General features: G+C 59.8%; 19 protein-coding genes, 5 tRNA genes and 2 pseudogenes. 18 read left to right on the forward strand and 8 right to left on the reverse strand.

Annotated features, from left to right (window positions below):
- Window positions 1-2: 2 nt before the first annotated feature.
- The gene (locus GA0061105_RS03430; RefSeq protein ID WP_092747993.1) at window positions 3-1,157 is read left to right on the forward strand and encodes an FAD-dependent monooxygenase; all 1,155 of its coding nucleotides are present in this window, start codon (window positions 3-5) and stop codon (window positions 1,155-1,157) included.
- A 142-nt stretch (window positions 1,158-1,299) separates the two neighbouring features.
- Here the strand turns inward: GA0061105_RS03430 and GA0061105_RS03435 are convergent, their stop codons facing one another.
- Entirely contained in the window at window positions 1,300-2,490 is a 1,191-nt protein-coding gene (locus GA0061105_RS03435) for a cystathionine beta-lyase (RefSeq protein ID WP_092747995.1), read from the reverse strand.
- Between the two features lie 351 nt (window positions 2,491-2,841).
- On the opposite strand from GA0061105_RS03435, the gene GA0061105_RS03440 reads away from it, so the two are divergent.
- The 4 genes from GA0061105_RS03440 to GA0061105_RS03455 all read left to right on the forward strand — a co-directional run bounded on the left by GA0061105_RS03440 (window position 2,842) and on the right by GA0061105_RS03455 (window position 7,104).
- Window positions 2,842-3,867, forward strand: a complete 1,026-nt coding sequence (locus GA0061105_RS03440) for an amino acid ABC transporter substrate-binding protein (RefSeq protein WP_064691467.1) — start codon at window positions 2,842-2,844, stop codon at window positions 3,865-3,867.
- 95 nt (window positions 3,868-3,962) lie between these two features.
- Window positions 3,963-5,165, forward strand: a complete 1,203-nt coding sequence (locus tag GA0061105_RS03445) for an amino acid ABC transporter permease (RefSeq protein WP_064691466.1) — start codon at window positions 3,963-3,965, stop codon at window positions 5,163-5,165.
- A 1-nt stretch (window position 5,166) separates the two neighbouring features.
- A complete protein-coding gene (locus GA0061105_RS03450) occupies window positions 5,167-6,312 on the forward strand; it encodes an amino acid ABC transporter permease (RefSeq protein ID WP_064691465.1) in 1,146 nt (381 codons plus the stop codon).
- A gap of 18 nt (window positions 6,313-6,330) precedes the next feature.
- Window positions 6,331-7,104, forward strand: coding sequence for an amino acid ABC transporter ATP-binding protein (locus GA0061105_RS03455; protein WP_064691464.1), 774 nt, complete (start codon window positions 6,331-6,333; stop codon window positions 7,102-7,104).
- 61 nt (window positions 7,105-7,165) lie between these two features.
- Here the strand turns inward: GA0061105_RS03455 and GA0061105_RS03460 are convergent, their stop codons facing one another.
- The gene (locus GA0061105_RS03460) at window positions 7,166-7,648 is read right to left on the reverse strand and encodes a hypothetical protein (protein WP_342587631.1); all 483 of its coding nucleotides are present in this window, start codon (window positions 7,646-7,648) and stop codon (window positions 7,166-7,168) included.
- A 381-nt stretch (window positions 7,649-8,029) separates the two neighbouring features.
- Here GA0061105_RS03460 and GA0061105_RS03465 point away from each other — a divergent pair, with 381 nt between their 5' ends.
- The 5 genes and pseudogenes from GA0061105_RS03465 to GA0061105_RS33225 form a co-directional block, all read left to right on the forward strand.
- Window positions 8,030-8,470: a DUF3597 domain-containing protein gene (locus GA0061105_RS03465; protein WP_092747997.1), complete on the forward strand. Its 441-nt coding sequence runs from the start codon at window positions 8,030-8,032 to the stop codon at window positions 8,468-8,470.
- Window positions 8,471-8,615: 145 nt separating this feature from the next.
- Complete coding sequence (locus GA0061105_RS03470) at window positions 8,616-8,927, forward strand: hypothetical protein (protein WP_064691462.1); 312 nt, start codon at window positions 8,616-8,618, stop codon at window positions 8,925-8,927.
- The gene (locus tag GA0061105_RS34050) at window positions 8,878-9,216 is read left to right on the forward strand and encodes a DUF7256 domain-containing protein (RefSeq protein ID WP_425348748.1); all 339 of its coding nucleotides are present in this window, start codon (window positions 8,878-8,880) and stop codon (window positions 9,214-9,216) included. Before GA0061105_RS03470 ends, GA0061105_RS34050 begins: the two co-directional genes overlap by 50 nt.
- Before the next feature lie 729 nt (window positions 9,217-9,945).
- On the forward strand, window positions 9,946-12,084 hold the full coding sequence (locus GA0061105_RS03480) for a choice-of-anchor Q domain-containing protein (RefSeq protein ID WP_092748001.1): 2,139 nt from the start codon (window positions 9,946-9,948) through the stop codon (window positions 12,082-12,084).
- A gap of 146 nt (window positions 12,085-12,230) precedes the next feature.
- Window positions 12,231-12,592, forward strand: a pseudogene (locus tag GA0061105_RS33225) (hypothetical protein); the annotation flags it as partial.
- 415 nt (window positions 12,593-13,007) lie between these two features.
- Here the strand turns inward: GA0061105_RS33225 and GA0061105_RS03485 are convergent.
- Entirely contained in the window at window positions 13,008-13,970 is a 963-nt protein-coding gene (locus GA0061105_RS03485) for a sterol desaturase family protein (RefSeq protein WP_092748003.1), read from the reverse strand.
- A 270-nt stretch (window positions 13,971-14,240) separates the two neighbouring features.
- Here GA0061105_RS03485 and GA0061105_RS33230 point away from each other — a divergent pair.
- Together GA0061105_RS33230 and GA0061105_RS03490 are read left to right on the forward strand one after the other, a co-directional pair.
- A pseudogene (locus tag GA0061105_RS33230) lies at window positions 14,241-14,449 on the forward strand (SOS response-associated peptidase family protein); the annotation flags it as partial.
- Entirely contained in the window at window positions 14,444-14,692 is a 249-nt protein-coding gene (locus GA0061105_RS03490) for a tyrosine-type recombinase/integrase (protein WP_245304211.1), read from the forward strand. The pseudogene GA0061105_RS33230 and the gene GA0061105_RS03490, both read left to right, overlap by 6 nt.
- 78 nt (window positions 14,693-14,770) lie before the next feature.
- Here GA0061105_RS03490 and GA0061105_RS03495 read toward each other — a convergent pair.
- Window positions 14,771-14,847: transfer RNA gene (locus GA0061105_RS03495), tRNA-Arg, on the reverse strand.
- A 57-nt stretch (window positions 14,848-14,904) separates the two neighbouring features.
- Window positions 14,905-15,210, reverse strand: coding sequence for an ETC complex I subunit (locus GA0061105_RS03500; protein ID WP_064683560.1), 306 nt, complete (start codon window positions 15,208-15,210; stop codon window positions 14,905-14,907).
- A gap of 662 nt (window positions 15,211-15,872) precedes the next feature.
- Here GA0061105_RS03500 and GA0061105_RS03505 point away from each other — a divergent pair.
- Window positions 15,873-15,949, forward strand: a tRNA-Pro gene (locus GA0061105_RS03505).
- A 62-nt stretch (window positions 15,950-16,011) separates the two neighbouring features.
- Here the strand turns inward: GA0061105_RS03505 and GA0061105_RS03510 are convergent.
- Together GA0061105_RS03510 and GA0061105_RS03515 are read right to left on the reverse strand one after the other, a co-directional pair.
- Complete coding sequence (locus GA0061105_RS03510) at window positions 16,012-16,497, reverse strand: DUF192 domain-containing protein (protein WP_064695961.1); 486 nt, start codon at window positions 16,495-16,497, stop codon at window positions 16,012-16,014.
- 1 nt (window position 16,498) lies between these two features.
- Window positions 16,499-17,077, reverse strand: coding sequence for a cold-shock protein (locus GA0061105_RS03515; protein ID WP_064695962.1), 579 nt, complete (start codon window positions 17,075-17,077; stop codon window positions 16,499-16,501).
- A gap of 193 nt (window positions 17,078-17,270) precedes the next feature.
- On the opposite strand from GA0061105_RS03515, the gene gloA reads away from it, so the two are divergent.
- From gloA to GA0061105_RS03540, 5 genes are all read left to right on the forward strand, one after another.
- Entirely contained in the window at window positions 17,271-17,711 is a 441-nt protein-coding gene (gene gloA / locus GA0061105_RS03520) for a lactoylglutathione lyase (protein WP_092748007.1), read from the forward strand.
- A 165-nt stretch (window positions 17,712-17,876) separates the two neighbouring features.
- The gene (locus tag GA0061105_RS03525) at window positions 17,877-18,962 is read left to right on the forward strand and encodes a YcbK family protein (protein WP_092748009.1); all 1,086 of its coding nucleotides are present in this window, start codon (window positions 17,877-17,879) and stop codon (window positions 18,960-18,962) included.
- A 197-nt stretch (window positions 18,963-19,159) separates the two neighbouring features.
- Window positions 19,160-19,234, forward strand: a tRNA-Glu gene (locus tag GA0061105_RS03530).
- Between the two features lie 73 nt (window positions 19,235-19,307).
- A tRNA-Glu gene (locus tag GA0061105_RS03535) sits at window positions 19,308-19,382 on the forward strand.
- Between the two features lie 176 nt (window positions 19,383-19,558).
- Window positions 19,559-19,633, forward strand: a tRNA-Glu gene (locus GA0061105_RS03540).
- A gap of 48 nt (window positions 19,634-19,681) precedes the next feature.
- On the opposite strand, the gene recJ is transcribed toward GA0061105_RS03540, so the two are convergent.
- On the reverse strand, window positions 19,682-21,484 hold the full coding sequence (recJ, locus tag GA0061105_RS03545) for a single-stranded-DNA-specific exonuclease RecJ (protein WP_092748327.1): 1,803 nt from the start codon (window positions 21,482-21,484) through the stop codon (window positions 19,682-19,684).
- Window positions 21,485-21,552 lie beyond the last annotated feature (68 nt).

The following is a 21,552-nucleotide window of genomic DNA, read 5'->3' on the forward strand; positions in this document are numbered from 1 at the left end:
TAATGCCGGTCGAACATGCCGCCATCATCGGCGCCGGCATTGCCGGGCTGACTGCTGCCCTTACGCTTTCGCGCCGGGGCATCAGCTGCGAGATTTTCGAGCAGGCGGATGAACTCGTCGAAGTCGGCGCAGGATTGCAGGTTTCGCCGAACGCCTCCCGCATCCTGGCAGAACTCGGCATCCTCGAAAAACTTTCAAAAGTCTGGCTCGAACCGGAGACGATCCGGCTGGTGTCAGGCAGTTCGCTGCGCCAGCTTGCGGCCGTGCCGGCGGGCAAATTCGCGCGGCAGCGCTGGGGCGCGCCCTATGGTGTCCTGCACCGCTCCACATTGCAGAATGCGCTTCTTGCTGCGGTCGAAGCCGATCCGTTCTGCCGGCTTCATCTTGGCGTGCGACTGGGATCGAACTCGCCGCCTGTCGAGCGGCCCGCTGATGTCGTCATCGGCGCGGACGGCGTCTGGTCGAAGCTCCGGCAATCCGTTCCCGGCAGCCCCTCGCCGCGTTTTTCCGGCAACATCGCCTACCGCTTCACCATTCCCGAAGCAGAGGCGCCAGCCTTCCTCGACCGGACAAGCGTTTCGGCTTTCCTCGGCGGATCGGCGCATCTCGTCTGCTACCCGCTGAAGGAGACCGGCAGCATCAACATGGTGGCGATCACCGCCGGCAATGCCGCGCCGCATGCCTGGCGAAGCGAGCCGACGGCAGAGCAGCGCGCGCGGCTCAATTTGCAGCTTTCCGGCTGGAACAGCGCGATCGTGTCGCTGCTCGAAGAACAGCAGAAGCTCACTTTCTGGCCGCTCTTCGAAACCACATCAGGCGCCTGGCAGGACGGCCGCAGGACGGTTCTGATCGGCGACGCCGCGCATGCGATGATGCCCTTCGCCGCCCAGGGAGCGGCCATGGCGATCGAAGATGCCTACGAGCTTGCCGCGTTTCTGGCGAATCGTCCCGTCGCGGAAGCACTGGCGCTTTTCGAAAGGCATCGCGCGCCACGTATTGCAAAACTTCGCCAGCGCGGCGCTTTCAACCGGTTTGCCTATCATGCGAAAGGGCCGATTCGGATCGGCCGCGATCTCGTGCTCGGCTTGAAGCCGCCGCAAAGCCTGGCGGCCGATCTCGACTGGATCTACGGCTACCGGGCTCAGCACACGCTGTAAAGCGCCGCAAGCGGCGGCAGCACCCTAAAGCGCGTCACGATCTTTCAGATTCGCTCCTTGCGCTTTCGGTGGGTGCTTTTACGCATGTCGTTGCCGCAAAACCGCTGTACAGTTTTGCGCGACATGCGTTAGCCGCACCTCGTCAGACGGCGCTTGCCGCGGCAAAACCCCGTTCGATATCGGCCTTGAGGTCGGCCACGTCTTCAAGGCCGACCTGCAGGCGGATCACCGGCCCCTCCTTCGGGGCCTTGGCAATCTTGCGATCGTTCAGGTTGGCGTGCAGTGCGAGGCTTTCAAAGCCGCCCCAGGAATAGCCGAGACCGAAAATCCTCAGCGCATCGAGGAAGGCATGCGCCTTCGCCTTGAATTTCTGAGGGCTTTCAGCGGCAAGCACGAAGGAGAAGATGCCGCTGGCGCCCGTAAAATCGCGCTTCCAAATCTTGTGGGAGGGGAAACTCGGCAGCGCCGGATGCAGCACGCGGGCGACGTCCTCCCTGCCCTCGAGCCATTCCGCAATATGCAGCGCGCTTTCGTAATGCCGCTCGAGGCGCAGGCCCATGCTGCGCAAACCGCGCAGGATCTGATAGGCGTCATCGGGTGCGCCGCAGATGCCAAGGGCGCCGTTCGCCTCCTTCAGCCGCTCCCAGTGCTCGGCATTGGCCGATGCCGTTCCGAGCAGGATATCGGAATGACCGGACGGATATTTCGTCGCCGCATGAATGGAAATGTCGACGCCGTGATCGAGCGGTTTAAAATAGAGCGGCGTCGCCCAGGTATTGTCCATCATGACGACGGCGCCGTGGCGATGGGCGACTGCCGAGATCGCCGGAATATCCTGCATTTCAAAAGTATTGGAACCGGGAGCCTCGGTGTGGACGAGCCTGGTGTTGGGCCGAAACAGCGTCTCGATGCCGGCGCCGATCGCCGGATCGTAATATTCCACCTCGACACCGAGGCGCTTCAGCATCGTATCGCAGAAATGGCGGGTTGGGCCGTAAACCGAATCGACGACCAGCGCATGATCGCCGGCGGCGACGAAACCAAGGAACGGAATCGTGACGGCGGCAAGCCCCGAGGGTACAAGGATCGTGCCGGCCGAACCTTCGAGCGCGTCGATTGCCTCGCAGAGCGCATCCGTCGTCGGCGTGCCGCGTGTCCCATAGGTGTATTTCTGCGAGCGCGTGTCCATCGTCGCCGCATTCGGAAACAACACCGTCGAGGCATGCACGACCGGCGGATTGACGAAGCCGTGATAGTCGAAGGGGTCGTTGCCGATATGGGTAAGGCGGGTGTTGACGCCGGCGTTCTGCAGCAAGCTGTCTTTGTCTTTCATGTCGGAAATAGCCTTTGGCGAGGGGGCGCAAAAGCAGACTTTTGGACGCCTCGGCCGGCCCGGTCAACCCCTCAAAAGCGCGTGCGGCGGGTGCCTGGATTTTTGAATTTCGCGTTATTTTTCCGCAATCAGGCGCCCATTTCCCAGCCAATCGCCTTCGAATGCGGCGCAATTCGGCAAAATACTGAATTTTGCCGCAATTATTGATCGCGACACTTGACCATGGTGACATTTGCGACTGTGATAGGGTACTCGCGCCGGGAGGGTGTCGAGACGATGGGGGTGGCAGAGTTTTTCCGCCGGAACGCCCCACAAGAAAATATAATACAACGGAAAAGGTTGGGAAAAAAAATGAAGAACAAGCTTCTGTCCGCCGCGATCGGCGCAGCAGTTTTCGCTCTTGGCGCCTCGGCTGCTTCGGCCACTACACTCGGCGATGTAAAGGCAAAGGGTTTCATCCAGTGCGGTGTCAACACCGGTCTCGCCGGCTTTGCTGCGCCTGACGCTTCCGGCAATTGGGCGGGCTTCGACGTTGACTTCTGCAAGGCCGTCGCTGCGGCTGTCTTCGGCGACCCCACCAAGGTGAAGTTCACTCCGCTCAGCGCCGCCAATCGCTTCCCGGCCCTGCAGTCTGGCGAAATCGACGTGCTCGCCCGTAATACGACCTGGTCGATCAACCGCGACACGGCGCTCGGCCTGAATTTCCGCTTCGTCAACTACTATGACGGCCAGGGATTCATGGTCCGCAAGAGCCTGAACGTGAAGTCGGCGCTGGAACTCTCCGGCGCGTCCGTTTGCGTCCAGTCGGGCACGACCACCGAGCTCAACCTCGCCGACTACTTCAAGGCAAACAACCTTCAGTACAATCCGGTCGTCTTCGAAAAACTGGACGAGGTCAACGCCGCCTATGATGCCGGTCGTTGCGACGTCTACACAACCGACCAGTCCGGCCTCTACTCGCTGCGTCTGACGCTGAAGAACCCGGACGAACACACGATCCTGCCGGAGATTATCTCCAAGGAACCCCTCGCCCCGGCCGTTCGCCAGGGTGATGACCAGTGGTTCGATATCGTTAGCTGGGTTGGTTATGCCATGATCAATGCCGAAGAATTCGGCATCACGCAGGCGAATGTCGACGAGATGAAGAATTCGCCCAACCCTGACATCAAGCGCTTCCTCGGCGTCGAGGCTGATACCAAGATCGGCACCGATCTCGGCCTGACCAACGAGTGGGCCTACAACGTCGTCAAGAATGTCGGCAATTACGGCGAAGCCTTCGAGCGCAATATCGGCCAGGGCAGCCCGCTGAAGATCGAGCGCGGCCTCAATGCGCTGTGGAACAAGGGCGGCATCCAGTACGCTCCGCCGGTGCGCTGAGCGACAGCACGCATGAAGCCGGAAAGGCGGGCGACCGCCTTTCCCCCTCTAATAAAAAAGCTCCGAAAAGGAGCGCAATGGGGAATTGGCCAGGCATGACGCATCAGGCTTTGGATTCAACACGTGTATCCAGGAGCGGCTGGAGCTTTCAGTCCGCCCTCTACGACCCGATGATTCGGGGCATCTTCTTTCAAATTCTCACCATCGTACTGCTGGTCGTCTTCGTCTGGTGGGTTGCGCACAACACTGCCGTCAATCTGGCACGCGCCAACATCGCGTCGGGTTTCGGCTTTCTCAACGGCCGCGCCGGCTTCGAGGTCGGTCAGTCGCTGATCGCCTACTCAAGCGATTCAACTTACGGCCGCGCGCTGGTCGTCGGCCTTCTGAATACGCTGCTGATCGCCATTACCGGCATCATCACCGCCACCATCATTGGCTTCATCATCGGCATCGGCCGCCTGTCGCGCAATTGGCTGATTGCTAAATTGTGCACGGTCTATGTCGAAGTCTTCCGCAATATCCCGCCGTTGCTTGTCATCTTCTTCTGGTATTCGGGCGTTCTGGCGATTCTGCCGAGCGCGCGCGAGTCGCTGCATTTGCCGCTCGGGTCGTATCTGAACAATCGCGGCCTATCCTTTCCCAAACCGATCTTCGGCGAGACTTTCTGGCTCGTCGGCGTCGCCTTCATCGTCGCGATCATCGCCGTTATCGCGACGGCCCGATGGGCGCATCGCCGGCAGGCGGCGACAGGTCAGCCGTTCCATACGATCTGGGCTTCGATCGGTCTGCTGATCGGCCTGCCGCTTATCGCCTTCCTGCTCGCGGGCGCGCCTCTCAGCTTCGATTATCCGATCGCGGGCAAATTCAACCTCACCGGCGGCTCCGTCGTCGGGCCCGAGTTCATGTCGCTCTTCCTGGCGCTTTCCTTCTACACCGCTGCCTTCATCGCCGAGATCGTGCGCGCGGGCATTCGCGGCGTGCCGAAGGGACAGACGGAAGCTGCTGGCGCACTCGGACTTCACCCCTCGTCGATCACTCGGCTGGTCGTCATCCCGCAGGCGTTCCGCATCATCATTCCGCCGCTGAGCAGCCAGTATCTCAATCTGACCAAGAACTCGTCGCTGGCGATCGCCATCGGCTTTGCCGATCTCGTTGCCGTCGGCAGCACGACGCTGAACCAGACTGGTCAGGCCGTCGAGGTCATCCTCATTTGGATGGTCATATACCTTGGCCTCAGTATCGTGACATCGCTGTTCATGAACTGGTTCAATGCCAAAATGGCGCTGGTGGAGAGGTAAGATGAGCAACAGTTTCGTCAGAACCGCCATACTGGCGCCGGAGCCGCCCCCCTCAGGAGAAAAGGGCGCGGTCGCCTGGCTTCGCCGCAACCTGCTGGCGACACCGAAGGATATAATTCTTACCGCCCTAGCACTTGTCTTTCTCGCCTGGGCCTTGGTCCACGCGATCGACTGGCTCTTCGTGCAGGCGGTCTGGAGTGGCCCGGACCGCACTTTCTGCGCCACTGCCGTGCAGGGTGGCATCCAGCCAGACAGCTGGAACGGTGCATGCTGGGCCTTCGTCAATGCCAAATTTGACCAGTTCATTTTTGGACGTTATCCCCTCGATGAGCGCTGGCGGCCGACGCTGGTCGGCATTCTTTTCGTACTCCTCCTGGTGCCGATGCTCATCCCTTCGGCGCCACGCAAGGGCCTCAACGCGCTCCTGCTCTTTGGCGTGCTGCCGATCGTGTCCTTCTTTCTGCTTTACGGCGGATACGGCCTTGAGATCGTCGAGACCCCGCTCTGGGGCGGGCTGCTTGTCACGCTGGTGCTCTCCTTCGTTGGCATCGCCGTCTCCTTCCCGCTCGGCATCATCCTGGCGCTCGGAAGGCGCTCGCAGATGCCGGTGATCCGCACGGTCTGCATCATCTTCATCGAAGTCGTGCGCGGGGTGCCGCTGATTACGGTCCTCTTCATGGCGAGCGTCATGCTGCCGCTTTTCCTGCCAGCCGGCTGGACGGTGGACAAGCTCTTGCGCGCGATCATCGGGGTATCGATCTTCGCCTCGGCCTACATGGCGGAGGTCATACGCGGCGGCTTGCAAGCCATTCCGAAGGGACAATTCGAGGGAGCGGATTCGCTTGGGTTGGGCTACTGGCAGAAGATGCGCCTGGTCATCATGCCGCAAGCAATCAAGCTGGTGATCCCCGGCATCGTCAACACCTTCATCGGCATGTTCAAGGACACCTCGCTGGTGTCGATCATCAGCATGTTCGACCTTCTCGGCATCGTTCGCCTCCACTTCGTCGATCCAAACTGGGCGACCGCGGTAACGCCGCTGACGGGGCTGATATTCGCCGGCTTCGCCTTCTGGCTTTTCTGCTTCGGGATGTCGCGCTATTCAGCATTCATCGAACGTCACCTCGACACCGGCCACAAACGATAAGAATGAGGGAAAATAATCATGGCTGAAGCTCCAGCGAAAAAGCTCACCGTTTCCGCAACAGAAGTGGCGATCGAAATCATCAACATGAACAAGTGGTACGGCGATTTCCACGTGCTGCGAGACATCAATCTGAAGGTCATGCGCGGCGAGCGCATCGTCATCGCCGGCCCGTCGGGCTCGGGCAAATCGACGATGATCCGCTGCATCAACCGTCTGGAAGAACATCAGAAGGGCAAGATCATCGTCGACGGCACCGAGCTCACCAACGATCTGAAGAAGATCGACGAAGTCAGGCGCGAAGTCGGCATGGTGTTCCAGCACTTCAACCTCTTCCCGCACCTGACAATCCTCGAAAACTGCACGCTTGCGCCGATCTGGGTGCGCAAGATGCCGAAGAAGCAGGCGGAAGAAATCGCCATGCACTTCCTGAAGCGCGTCAAGATCCCGGAACAGGCCAATAAATATCCGGGCCAGTTGTCAGGTGGCCAGCAGCAGCGCGTGGCGATCGCCCGGTCGCTATGCATGAATCCGAAAATCATGCTGTTCGACGAGCCGACTTCGGCGCTCGACCCGGAAATGATCAAGGAAGTGCTCGACACCATGGTAGGTCTGGCCGAAGAAGGCATGACCATGCTCTGCGTCACGCATGAAATGGGCTTTGCCCGCCAGGTCGCCAACCGCGTCATCTTCATGGATCAGGGTCAGATCGTCGAACAGAATTCGCCGGCGGAATTCTTCGACAATCCCCAGCACGAACGCACCAAGCTGTTCCTCAGCCAAATCCTGCACTGAGCCCCGGAACGGAACTGGTCAAAGACCCGCCGCCCTTTTCGGTTCGGCGGGTCTTTCATGTTCAACGAGAAACTGTCGCCTGCAGCGGACTGCAGGGACCGGCAAGACCGGAATCGGAACCGCCCGATCCGGAAATATCGGCGCAACGGACGAGCATCTCGCGCCGCTGGTCGGCAGGCATGCTGCGGAAGGCGTCGAGGGTGCGCACCTCAGCCGCATCGGCGGCGCGCATCGCTGCGGCATCGCTTCTACCGTTCACCCGGCCGATGGCAAGATTGGCGTTGACGCCGATGACGCCGCCAATCGAAGCCGTGGCGTCGGCATCAACCCGGTCAGAACCGCCGACACGCGCATTGAGATCGGCATTGACGCCGCGGTCGCCGGCATAGGCGGCTGCATCGGCGTTGGCGCCGTTCGTGCTGCCGAGGGATGCCTCTGCCGTCGCATCGACGCCGCTTCGTGCGCTGAGCGACGCGCCGGCATCGGCATTGAGGTATTGCCGGCATTGACCGAAACGCCGACATCGATCGCCCGTGCTTGCCATGCCGGCAGCGCAAGGACGGGCACAAGCGAATGCAAGCAGGGCAACCGGTAGCCTGAGGTAGATATATGATCTTCCTCCGTTTCATGTGCCGGACGGTGACGTCCGACAGCTAAAATCGAGGAACGCGCGTGCCTTCGTCGATTGGACACCTGCCATCCAGGACATCCATGCGAAGCCAACGTGAAGGATTGGCGAATGGCGGTGAATGATGCCGCATCGTTATCGCCGTAAAAGCAGCCGGTGGGCGACTGTGCCAAAAGCGGTCATGTCGACTTCCGTTCTCGACTCGAGGGCAAAAATAAACCTCCGCTCTTCTGGATATGCCCATTGGGAATTCCATGTTTCAGCATGTTCTCATTTATTGACAGTGGAGGTTGGAGAATGGGCATTTTCGACAAAATCAAACATGCAATCTTCGGAGAAGCGAAGGCAGCCGAACCCGTTGCCGGGAGCGCGCCGAAGACAGAACCGGCACAAGCGCCCGCCTCACCGTCGGCCGCGCCCAGCCCAGCGCCTGCGCCCTCTCCCGCCCAGGGCAAGCCGGCCACAGGCCCAGCCGCGGCGACGGTCGATATCGTGCCCATCCTCGACGCTGCCGCGAAGAAGAGCGGCCAGAAACTCGATTGGCGTCACTCGATCGTCGACCTGATGAAAGCGGTCGGGATGGACGCGAGCCTGGCTGAGCGCAAGGAACTCGCCGCTGAACTCGGCTATACCGGCGATAGCAATGATTCCGCGAAAATGAACATGTGGCTGCACAAGGCGCTGATGAAGCGGCTTTCGGAAAATGGCGGCAAGGTGCCGGCCGACCTCCTGGACTGATCCCGATCGGTTGCTGACGAATGGCTGCCGCCATTTTGCGGCGGCAGCCATTCGGCCATGTCTTAAGCCCTTGCCCGCAGGCGCTGGAACCAATAACCTCCGGGCAGATAACTCCAATTATTCGATCTAGGGAGAGATAAATCCAATGCGATTGATGGCAGTTGTTGGTGTTGTGCTTAGCTTGGGCTGTATTTCGGCCGCAGAATCTCCTTCAAACTATCAATCCTACAGCGGCATTCGGGTCGATACCGACCCGGTCCTCCTGGCCCGATACGACAAAGCGCTCCAGCGGTGCGTGCCGGAGGCCGGTTCATGGCGACGCGGCTCGCCGGACCCGAGAAGCCTTCATTACAACGCGGCGCTCAGAAACTGTCTCTATCGACGCGGCTTCGTCGACAGAGGCGTCTATGCCTACCCCATCCCCGAAGTTTACTTCCAGCATTTCCTGGATCGCTGAGAACAGTTCCGAGGTTGGCGCTGATACTGGAGCGTTAGTTGATTGCTGGCGTGGCCCGGGCTGTGCTCGCAAGTGTTCATGGAGTGCACGCAATGGCGGGTCGAACGAGAATGTGGATATCGCCGCGCTTGGCGACATGAGGCCGGGAATGCCGGTGGCAAGCGTCGAGGCAGCAATGGCGTCGGCGTGGAAGACACCCGCTCCCAATAACTGCGGCAAGATCGGCCCGCTCGAAAAGAGCCATCGGTTCGTCTTATGGATCGATCGGAACGGGCTGATCGGCTGGTGAACTGCGACCATCGTTTCCCGCACCCGCTCAGCGGGATCGCCATGAGAATGAAGACCGCCGAGTTTGCGCAGCGGTGCCCTCTCTTAAGATCAGAGATGACCTTGCCATGATGCGCGGCGTGCGCAACATCATTCCGGAAGCGCGAGACGATCTGGAGACGCTTCAGGCACAGCGCTAGCGTTTTCGACTTGAGCTCACCTGCTGACGCGTCGGCGGAGGAGTACAACCCATCCCAGGCTCGATTTTGCGCGCGGCGACTCGTGATCGAATCAGGCACTCGAGGATGGATCAGGCGTCCCAATATCCCTCGATTAAGGCCCTATTTTTCGCGCCAAATTGCAGAAAATAGGCAAATTCAGCAAAAATATTGCCAGATTCACAAAAATTTCGTTTCCGCCACTGGCAGCGGGAATACAGTCAGATCCATCAATTTTTCCCAAATGTTTTCAATACAGACATATCGCTTTAGTTGCATCATGAATAATTCTCGGTCCGCGAGATATAAATACTGCCACATTTGGTCAACTCGAAATTCTTCAAATATTTCAAACCGTAACATCGAGGTGATTTTGATATTGTGTCAGCAATAAGGCTATTCTTCTCAAGCACTTACTGCCCGCGTTGCTGTTGCGCCCTCCATGAGGCCGGCCTATAACCCCCCGCCGTAACCCCTGATTAACTAAAAAATATTAACGGGCAAACGCAACGTTAGAGTTGAGGAACAAGATCATGACAACATACTACGTGGCTTCGAGCAGCAGCGGCGGTAACGGCAGCGCCTCCTCTCCTTTCCGCACGATCAGCGACGCGATGGCGGCGGACCTTAAGCCTGGCGACGAGGTCGTGGTGAAGGCAGGCACCTACAACGAGGCCATCAACATCGACAAGGACGGCTCGGCTGCAGGCAATATCACGCTTCGCTCGGAGGTCCCCGGCGGGGCGCTGATCCGGCCGCCCGAGGGCTCGTGGAACGCGATCAGTGTCAACGCCAACTACGTGGTCGTTAACGGCTTTGACATCGGCGGCGCCAACGGCGACGGCATCGAAGCGAACAATGTCCACCACGTCCAGATCCTCAATAACAAGGTCCACGGCAGCGGGGAGTCGGGCATCCAGTTCAACCAGTCGGACTTCATCCGCATCGAAGGCAACGAGACCTACAATAACGCGTCGACAGGCTGGTTCTCCGGCATCTCGATCTACCAGAACCGGAACATCACCGGCGATACCTCGACGGACGGCTACCGGACGATCGTGCGGAACAACATCTCGCATGACAACGTGACAAAGTCTGGTGAGCACACCGATGGCAACGGGATCATCATCGACGATTTCCAGAGCACTCAGACGAGCGGTTATCCGAACTACACGTTCAAGACCCTGGTCGAGAACAACCTCGTCTACGAGAACGGCGGCAAAGGCATCCAGGTTACCTGGAGCGACTCCGTCACGGTGAAAAACAACACCGCCTACCACAACAATCAGGACCCGCTGAACACCGGCACCTGGCGAGGCGAGCTCAGCAACTCGGCGTCGAGCAACAACACCTGGGTCAACAACGTCGCCGTAGCGGACCCATCGCTGAACCAGAACAATACTGCGATCGACAATACGTCCACCGACGCCTACACCAACAAGAACATCGTCTGGGCCAACAACATCACCTATAACGGCACGGCCGGCCAGGCCTCGGTCAAAACCGATGGCGGCAACGCAATGCCCAGCTCGACGGAGGGCAACAAGCTCGGCGTCGACCCCAAGTTCCTGGGTGCATCGAGCGACGACTTCCACCTCGGCTCCGGCTCGGCGGCGATCGACAGCGGAACCAGCAAGTACGGCGTCAGCTCGGTCGATCTGGACGGCGACGCTCGCGTCGTAGGAACGGTCGATATGGGTGCCTACGAATCCGGCTCCACCCCGGTATCGGGAACGCCGTCGGCGCCGACGCAACCGACAACGCCAACCACCGGTACGCCGACCACGGAGACGCCAACGACGGAAACGCCCACCACGGGAACGCCGACCACGCCGACTACGGGAACGCCGACGACGCCGACCACGGGGACGCCCACCACGCCGACGACGGAGACGCCTACCACGGGAACGCCAACCACGACGACGAAGCTCTACACCGGCACCAACGGCAACGACATCATGCCCCACGACGGTCAGTCCAACGGCGGCAACGAAACCTTCAAGGGTCTCGCCGGTAATGATCTGTTGAAGGGCGGCGCCGGCGCAGACGTGCTCGATGGCGGTAATGGCAGCGACACGGCCAGCTATGCGGGCTCCGGCGCGGGAGTCCACGTCAGCTTGGCGACTTGGACCGCAACGGGCGGGCACGCCACCGGTGACAAGCTCGTCAGCATCGAAAACTTGACTGGCTCCAGCTACGACGACGTGCTAACCGGCGGCAATAACGGCGGCAACGTTCTCAATGGCAGGGCCGGCGCGGACAAGCTTGACGGCGGCGCCGGCGCGGACGTCATCATTGGTGGTGCCGGGAAGGACGTCATGACCGGCGGCACAAGCTCGGATACGTTTGTCTTCAAAATGGCGACGGAATCCGGTTCGGGCTGGGACCGTGACGTCATCACCGACTTCCAGAAAGGCGTCGATAAGATCGACCTCTCGGCGATCGATGCGAACGGCTCCGCGCAGGGTGATGCAACCTTCCATTTCCAAGCGCAGGAGAACGCCTTGTTCGACAAGAAGGCTGGCGCGCTTGCTTGGCACTATGACGACAGGGATGGATCCGATCACGACGCGACCATTGTCCAGGCCGACCTGAATGGCGACGGCATTCACGACTTCGAGATCCAGCTGCAGGGCCTCGTCCACCTGGGCGCAGGCGATTTGATCCTGTAACCATACCTGTTGCGGCGGTCGTCCGACCGCCGCAACATCCGTGCCTACAATCGGGAAATATGCCGACGCGGTGGGTGATGCGGTCCCGCAGAGCGTCGGTCAGGCATTCGGATCCCAAAGTCTCCGTTCATGCCTCGAATGGAAGGTTGCTTGTTCAAGACGGCACCTCGTTCGTAGATAGCTCCCTTCACGGTAGCGCCCGCACGAGGCCGCGTCTTCGAAACCAACTCCAAGCATCGCAAGAAATCGACCGCCCCTTCCCTGCTGCGGGCTGAAGCCAAAGACGGTGGTCACCTGGCGCAAGCGGACGATAACGGCCGATGCGCCGATGGGGCCCAAGTCTCCTAAGAGCAGATGTAAACGCCGGACGAAGAAGCCATCGTTGTGGCCTTCCGGGACACTGCTGGATGACGTGCTGGGCTGCTTGCGAGACACCATCCCCAACCTCAGTCGCAGCGCGTTGCACCGCCGCCTCCAGTACTATGATGAGGTAGGGCTGCGGCGGCTTAGTCTAGAGAGGGCCTTCCCACGAGGAAGCACCACAAAATCAGATCATTGTAGATGCGGCAGTTGTAGGGGGCAGTGTGTCTGGTCCAGATCATCGTTATAGCCCGTTATACCAAACCCCCGTCCCCGGCGGTTACATGCGAGTTTGCTCCAACGTTTATGCTCGTAGCTTACGGGCGGCTGTGGATCGGCGCTTCGGGTTCACCGAGCAGCGGCTTCGATGGCTGGCGAGGCGGCTTTGTCATGCCACCATCCCATCAGCAACGTCTCAAAAAGCAATTGCCTAATACGTGTTATTAACTTCGACTAAGGACGATAAGCGGCGGCTGGAATCGACCCATTTCTGTCAATCGGAGCTAGTTCGTGGATTCCAGAAAGCTGCCGCTTATCACAACAGAGCGATGCCCAGCTTCGCGCTACCGGCGCTGCTCCGGGCCTGACAGCCCCTGCGGCGAGGCAGGTTTTCCGCTTATGAGGCTTATGCCGCACTTGGCCTTGGCAGCCTGCCACGCGCGTTGGAAGAAACGGATTTCTGTCGCGATGGTTTCGCGGAACGGATCGGTTTGGTTGAAGTAGTCGCGGTCCAGACCGAGCTTTGCACCGTCTGCATCGCCCTTGTAATAGGTGCCAAACAAATGATCCCAGATCGGGAAATAATTGGCAAAATTCTTGTCGTGATGTTCCCGCACTCGGGAGTGATGGATGAAGTGGTCGCGTGGTGACTGGATCACGTATTTGCCAAACCAGCCATGCCAGGGAATGGCACTGTGCTTGACCAGACCAATGGTGCCAAAGGCGATGGTCACGATGGCGAATTCGGCCGTTGGCAGGCCGATAAGCAGCGCCGGAACGACCATAATCGCCACGTTTATGGCCTTCTCAAGGGGATGCTCCCGCGATGAAGTCAGCGCGTTGAACTCTTCGGCTGCGTGGTGAAATTCGTGCAGCCGCCATAGTACGGGCAGCCGGTGCATCAACCGATGCTGCCAGTAGCTCAAGAAGTCTGACAGCACTACGAACAAGAGAACATGTGCCCAGCCTGGCAGCTTCCGGGCAAGGTCCAGGTGTGGGGCATCCTGAGCCGCGTGGGTGATGGCATAGGACAGACCAAATGATGCGAGCGCCGCGAATAGCGTAATCATTCCCGTCGCCTGAAGGACGAAATAGACGATGTCAGTGATCGTGGATTTGCTGCGTTCGAAGAAAACCCGACGGAACCCGGATTTGCCGAACCCCACATAGGTGAGTTCCACCGCGAAAACCATCAGAACCAGGCCAATGGAAATGGCGAAACTGAGCGCCATTGCCTTACCATTCAGATAGTAAGTGTTGTAAAAAAAGCTTCCAAGCTTGTGCAGGCAATACTCGACCAGCCCCATGGCTTGCTCCAAACACGAACCCGTACAGCTTAGTCCTGACGATGCGCTTATTGCCAGATTGCTCAAAGGACGACCGGGGCGTCCATTCGATGTATTACCGGCGGTGGAAGTGCAGTCCCGGGAGGCATGCAGGAGGGTCGAGGAGCACTGGGAAAAAATTACAACTGGCCGAAAGGCTCATAAAAAGAACTATCAGGACGGGAACAATTAGGCTAGGCACGGCTTGATGCGCGGCGGCATCGCTGCACATAAGCTGTTCAGGGGGCTTAAAGGTCGCGCCGCTGCCTTATCCCCGTCACTGGCTTCTTCGAGTGGGAAAGACTCTCCGGGACCAGCTAAAACAAGCAACCTTATGCCATCTCCATGAAAGATGAATCGCCCTACGCTTTGGCCGCATCTGGGAAATCTGGCATCACCCCGCCGGGTTAGAAATTCGCAACTTCGCCATCGTCACCTCCGCACCGAACCAGATGATGGCGGCGAGCCGCCGGGTGGTTTCCTTCGACGTCTCCCCTTGCTCTTCGCATGTGCGCCGAGGCTGGGTGGAAGGCCGAGCGCATGGCCTCAGGAAAACGCTCGCGCAGCTGCTTGCCGAAAGCGGTAACAGCAACAGCGAACTGAACGCCCGCTTCGGCTGGCGAAGCGATGCGATGGCCAACCACTACACGCGCAAGGCCGACAAAAAGAGGCTAGCTGTTTCGGGCGCTGCGAAAAAACGATAACAGCCTAACCCCTCGATCCAAACTCAATGAGGGGTGAGCGTCAGATTTGAATTCAAAAACAGACACTTAAAAAGTAGGTGGCGACCCCTGCAGGAATCGAACCTGCGACAACCTGCTTAGAAGGCAGGTGCTCTATCCAGCTGAGCTAAGGGGCCGTCCGGTGGCCGCGTTCAGGGAGCGCGACCGGATGCGGCATATGTGGACGAGAAATATCAGTGCGTCCAGGGCTGCGTGCGGGTATAGCGGAAATTATCCGGATAGGCCACAACTTGGCGGGCCGGGTCCTTCGGCGCGATAACGCGGTATTCGATGCCGTTGCGCTGGGCGTAGGCTTCGGCAAGCGCTTGCGTTTCGAAGGTGAGTTTCACCTGCTGGCGCGTATCGCTGGAGGAGGTGTAGCCCATCATCGGATCAATCTTGCGCGGCGACTCCTGATCGAATTCAAGCACCCAGAGATGGGTCTTGGCCTTGCCGGACTGCATGGCGGTCTTCGCGGGACGATAGATCTTGGCAGACATGACTGCGGCATCTCCGAATATGCGGGGACATCCCGCCTTGCATGGTCTCAATCCCGTTACCGGGCTTTGCTTCGTCGTTACGGATAACGCGAAGCGATGAATTTTGCTTATCCGCGAATCCCCGTTTTTTCAAGACGAAAGGCAGATCGGCGCGCAGCCCTTACCGCCACACCGACGAGGCGCCAAATGCGTGCGAACATAGTGCTGCCGCCAGATCGCGCGGTTGCGTACATTCTTCCCTAGATCACGTTGCCATCTGTCCCAATCCATCGCCATGCGATTGCGCAATATTACCACGTGTCTCATGTTGTGATCGCAAGCTGATTGCCGCATCCAGCCCGGGACACTAGTTTGCGGCCTAATCGGTTTCAGTGGATCATACGCATGACGAGACGTTCGGCAGAGTTCAATGCCATTGTGATAGGAGCTGGCATCACCGCCTTTTTCTATGTCGCCATCAGCTATGCCCAATATATCGGCCTGATCGCCCGCGGCTAAGGCCGATCCAGCCCTAACGCCGAATTGCGCCCCGCAGAGAAATGGACGGGCGATCGACATTTTCGCATTGCGTCCACAGGCCAGGTGAGAAATCTCCGGCCACAGCTGGATTTATGGGTTGCGACGGCGAAGTGAACCGTGTATTCCCGCTGCCAATCACGGCACGGAGTGTAGCGCAGTCTGGTAGCGCATCTGGTTTGGGACCAGAGGGTCGGGAGTTCGAATCTCTCCACTCCGACCATTCAATATCCTGATATTCGTCGTTCTTCATAATTGCATTGCAGCCGGCCTGCTTACGTGCCGTCACTTCGCTTTTGTCGTCGTGGCGCTGACGATTCGATCGCCCGGCTTGATGCCGAATTTGCTGACGATACCGGCGTTGAGTTCGACGACGTATTTCACTTCACTCATCGAATCGATGATGTCGCGCGAGAAGGGCGTCGCGTTTTCCTTGATGTGGCGGATCGTGCCGGCGGCATCGGCGAAAAGCATGTCGAGTGGCAGGGTGGTATTTTCCATCCACATGGCGACGCGCCGCGGTTCGCCGAAATCGAAGATCATGCCGGCGTCATCGGCCATCGACTTGCGGAACATCAGCCCACGGGCGCGCTGGTCGCCGGTGGCGGCGACCTCGACGGTGAAATGCAGCGTCTTGCCCGCGGCTGTCTGGATGAGCAGCGGCTCCTTGTCGAACCGCATTTCCTCCTCAGCCAAAGCCGGCAGGGCGACCAAGAAAAAAAGCGCCATGATGGCGCTTCCGATCGCATGAAAAAGGATATGGCCGCGCATGTCAGTGCGACCGGTTTGCCGGGCTCGGAACGTCGGGATGGATCTCTGCGGCCATCAGGCCCTTTTCGCCGTCGCCGAAGCGGACGAGGACCACCTGGCCGGGGCGCAGCTCCGTCAGGCCGAAGCGGCGAAGTGTCTCCATATGCACGAAGATGTCTTCCGTGCCCTCGCCGCGTGTCAGGAAGCCGAAGCCCTTGGTGCGGTTGAACCACTTGACCAAGGCGCGCTCAAGCCCGCTCGTCGCAGTGACCTGCACATGCGTGCGCACTGGCGGCAGCTGCGAGGGATGAACCGCCGTTGACTGATCCATCGAGAGGATTTTGAAAGCCTGATAGCCGCGCTCGCGGCGCTGGATGAGGGCAACGATGCGCGTCCCCTCGAGGATCGTCTGGTAACCGTCACGGCGCAGGCAGGTCACATGCAGGAGAACATCCTGCATGCCATTGTCCGGCACGATGAAGCCGAAGCCCTTGGCGACGTCGAACCACTTGACGACACCGGTGATTTCAACAAGATCGATCGTATCTGACGACAGCTCGTCGAGATCAGTGTATTCGTTCGATGAAATCCTATCAGCCATTATCGCCAGCCCCTCGATACGCGTCACACTGTTACGGTTAACTGATTCTTGAAATCAAGATTAACATCTTGGTAACGGATAAGCGCAAGTCCTGTTTTCGGTTATTCCCAGCTGCACATTTTATAATGATGACTTGCCCGAAGCTGACCATGGCTCGCCCAAAAGGGCCAGCCCCAATATAGGAGTAGATAAAATGCGTTATCTCCACACGATGGTTCGCGTCAGAGACCTGGACGCTTCGCTTTCCTTTTATACCACTCTGTTCGGACTGGAGGAGATTCGCCGCCACGAAAACGAAAAGGGCCGATTTACCCTGGTTTTCCTGGCCGCTCGCGACGATCTCGACCGTGCGCGCAGCGAAAAGGCACCCTGCCTCGAGCTTACCTACAACTGGGATACAGAGGATTATAGCGGAGGACGCAATTTCGGCCACCTCGCCTATGAGGTCGACGATATCTACGCGATCTGCCAGAAGCTGATGGACAACGGCATTACCATCAACCGGCCGCCCCGGGACGGCAACATGGCCTTCGTGCGATCGCCCGACGGCATTTCGATCGAAATCCTGCAGAAGGGAAGCCCACTTCCGGCCGCCGAACCCTGGGCGTCAATGGGCAATACCGGCGCCTGGTAAGGGTTTTTTCCGCAAGGCTTTTGCGAAGCTTGCGGCTTTTGCGATTTCGGGCCCGGCCGGCGCCTTGGCGCTTGCCGCGACCCGGCCCCGCAGGCAATCTCACGGTGACTCGAAGCGGAAGATGGCGATATTTCGCCGTTTTCGCATCAACCGGAGACCGATTGCTTGCGTAACGTTGAGATGCGGATGCCCATAACGGGAGCATTGCTGATCGCCACTTCGATGCTGGCGCTGTCAGGCTGCGTATCGAACAAGAAGACGCTCGATTCCGCCGCAGCCGTGCCGGCGACGGCAGCCGCAGCGCCACAGCTTGGCGCAGCAGCGCCCGTGAAATCCGCCCCGCGCTCCGTCTACACCGACCCTCGGCTCGTCAATGTCTCCGGCGCCCAGGCGGCGCCTCAGGTCGTGGCAGGGGATCCTAATGCCGCCGCCCCGCCGGCCGATCCCGCAATGGCCGCGCCTGCCAATATTGGCGGGCTCGTCATGCAATCGACACGGATCAACGCCCAGGCGATGAGCATCTTTTCGGATCGCCAGACGCCGCCGCAGAACAACAGCACCTCCACCATCATCCAGCCGCAGGCATATGCGCCCACGGAAGGTGTGGCGCCCGCAAGAGCCAGCGTCTACAGCCAGCCGACGGCGCCCGCGCAGCCGGCAGCCCCCGCGCAGCCGATGGTGCCGGTGCTGCCGCAGCAATCGTCCGAAAATTCCGGCACGCAGCCTGCGCCCGTACAAGCAGCCTCGCTGGCGACGGGCGCTATTCCAGCGTCGACGGCAAACGCGCTCTACAGCGCGCCGAAACAGAACCTGCTCGGCAGTCTTTCCGGCCTTCTGCACAAGGCGGCACTGCCGGGAATGACGCGAGTTGCTCCGAACGGGCTGCATGTACAGAACGATCATGTCGAGGTCGGCTGCTTTAAGCCGGACCTGCTGAAAGTGATCAAGACGGTCGAGAAGCATTTCGGCCGGCCAGTCATCGTCACATCGGGCTATCGTGACGAAGAACATAACCGCCTGGTCGGCGGCGCTGACGAATCGATGCACAAGAGCTGTGAGGCAGCGGACATTCAGATCGACGGCGTATCCAAATGGGACATTGCCGCCTATATCCGCTCACTGCCGGATCGCGGCGGCGTCGGCACCTATTGCCACACCGACTCGATCCATCTCGACACCGGAAAGACCCGCGACTGGAACTGGGGCTGCGGCGGCAAACGGGCGCCGGTGGCCGCGGCAAGGGCGATCTGATATCGCAGGGCCAAGCCCCCTCACCTGACGTCAACTGAATTTCAAGCGCTAATGGGAAGCTGCGCAAGCCGTTGATTCGCCAGCGGTAATCTCAAATGCCTCTGCTGCGAAAATATCTGTCATTTTTTTGAAAAAAATCGAATTTGCCGCTTGCGGCTTTCGAAGGTGCTGACTATAAGGGCGCCACCACGAAGGAAGCGCCCTTCGTCTATCGGTTAGGACACCAGATTTTCATTCTGGGAAGAGGGGTTCGACTCCCCTAGGGCGTGCCACTTTCTCTCCATATAGAAGCCATCACATCCGCTTGCAGAAGCCGGTGCGCGCGCCTATTTTAGCAATTGGCCTGCGCCCTTCGTCTATCGGTTAGGACGACAGATTCTCATTCTGTAAAGAGGGGTTCGACTCCCCTAGGGCGTACCATTGAGCCTGAGCAGCGCCGCCGCCCCTTTCAGCCGGTTCGATATTTCCAGCTATTCGCCACTCGCGGCGCCATGTTTTCCACAGCCCAAAAAATTCGGCGAAAACGATGATTTTTTCGCGTCTTGGCGCTTGCGGCTTTCGAAGGTGCTGACTATAAGGGCGCCACAACGAAGGAAGCGCCCTTCGTCTATCGGTTAGGACACCAGATTTTCATTCTGGGAAGAGGGGTTCGACTCCCCTAGGGCGTGCCACTTTCTACCCTCAAAATTTTCTTGTTCGCCGGCGTTTGGCGCAGCCGTCTATCTTGCTGGCGCTGCGTCGCAGATGCGCAGCTGGATGCGGCGTGCGCCTTGGTAATGTTCGGCGCCGAGCGAGCCTGCGACATGCAGGTTCGCACCGCGTGAATTGATGAGAAGATTGCCGAGGCCGCTATCTGCGGCGCGGAAGGCGATGCCGTCGAGCCGCGATCCGTCCATTGCCTCCAGCGTCACCTTCACATGTTTCTCGCCGACCAGGCGCGCATCCCGGACGCGGTGAGCCGGTACGGCAAAGAGCGGCTGAGCATGGCCGGAGCCGTAAGGGCCGGCAGCTTCCAGCCGGTCGATGAGTTCAAGCGTGGCGCCGCTCGCGCCGATTGCGCCGTCGATCTTCAACGTCTCGTTGGCGACGAGGCTCGCCACCGTCCTTGCGGCTTTCTCGGTGAAGTAACTCCGCAGCCTGCCCAGATCGGCACGCTCGACCGTCAGCCCCGCGGCCATTGCGTGGCCGCCGCCCTTGACGAGGATGCCCTCCTCGACCGCTGCCCGCACCATCTTGCCCATGTCGAAGCCGTTGATGGAGCGGCCGGAGCCGGTGCCGCGGCCGGAAGGATCGAAGGCGATCGCAAAGGCGGGCCGTTTGAACTTCTCCTTCAGCCGCGCCGCGATCAGCCCGACAATGCCGGGATGCCATTTCTCATGGGCGGTGACGATGACGGAGGCACCCTCGCCGTCGCCATATTCGGCGAGGGCCTCGGCTTCCGCCTCCTGCAGCATCATGGCCTCCATCGCCTGACGTTCACGGTTGAGCTCGTCAAGACGCTGCGCGATCACCTCCGCCTCGCCGGCATCGTCGAGCGTCAGCAGGCGGCTTCCGAGTGCGGCGTCGCCGATCCGTCCGCCGGCATTAATGCGCGGGCCGATCAGAAAGCCGAAGTGATAAGGCGTCACCGGGCCTGCGAGCCCCGCCTTGCGGAAAAGCGCGGCCAGCCCGGCATTGCTCTGGTGCCGGGCAGCGACCTGCCCCTTCACCACATAGGCGCGGTTGAGGCCCTTCAGCGGCACGACATCGCAGACCGTAGCAAGCGCCACGATGTCGAGCCATTGCAGGAGGTCGAGCGCCAGGATGCGTTTATTGCCGGCCGCGCGCAGCAGCCGCAACGTCGCGACCAGCACCATGAAAACGACCCCGGCTGCGCAAAGATGCCCCTGCCCCGAGAGATCGTCCTCGCGGTTCGGATTGACGAGGGCATGGCAGGGCGGCAGCTCATGTGTCACCTGATGGTGATCGATGACGACGACGTCGATATTGCGCCCGGCAGCCACCGCAAGCGCCTCGTGACTGGTGGAGCCGCAATCGACGGTGACGATCAACCGGGCGCCATTGTCGATCAGCTGGTTGATCGCCGCCGGATTGGGGCCATAACCTTCGAAGATGCGGTCAGGAATGTAGATGTTCGCCTTGATGCCGAAATGGCTGAGAAAGCGGAACATCAGCGCTGAGGAGGCCGCGCCGTCGACGTCGTAGTCGCCGAAAATCGCCACGCTCTCGCCGCGCTCGATCGCACGCACGAGGCGGGTTGCCGCCTTCTCGCAATCGGTCAGCGTGTGGGGATCGGGCATGAGGCCGCGGATGGTCGGATCGAGGAATTCGATCGCTTCGTCCACGGGGACGCCGCGTCCTGCCAGAACGCGGGCGATCAGATCCGGCAGGCCGTGGACCTGCGACATGGCGAGCGCCCGGTTCTGGCCGGCCTGGTCGAGCCTTGCAATCCAGCGATTGTCGAGCACCGATTTCTCAACACCGAGAAACGCGCGCGGTACCGGATCGACGAGATCTGCCATGCCAAACTCCGCTGACTTCATCTGTTCTTTCTACAGGAGCAGCGGAGATAACATAGGGAAGGATTTGC

Source organism: Rhizobium aethiopicum (assembly GCF_900094625.1).
GTDB classification, from domain to species: Bacteria; Pseudomonadota; Alphaproteobacteria; order Rhizobiales; family Rhizobiaceae; genus Rhizobium; species Rhizobium aethiopicum.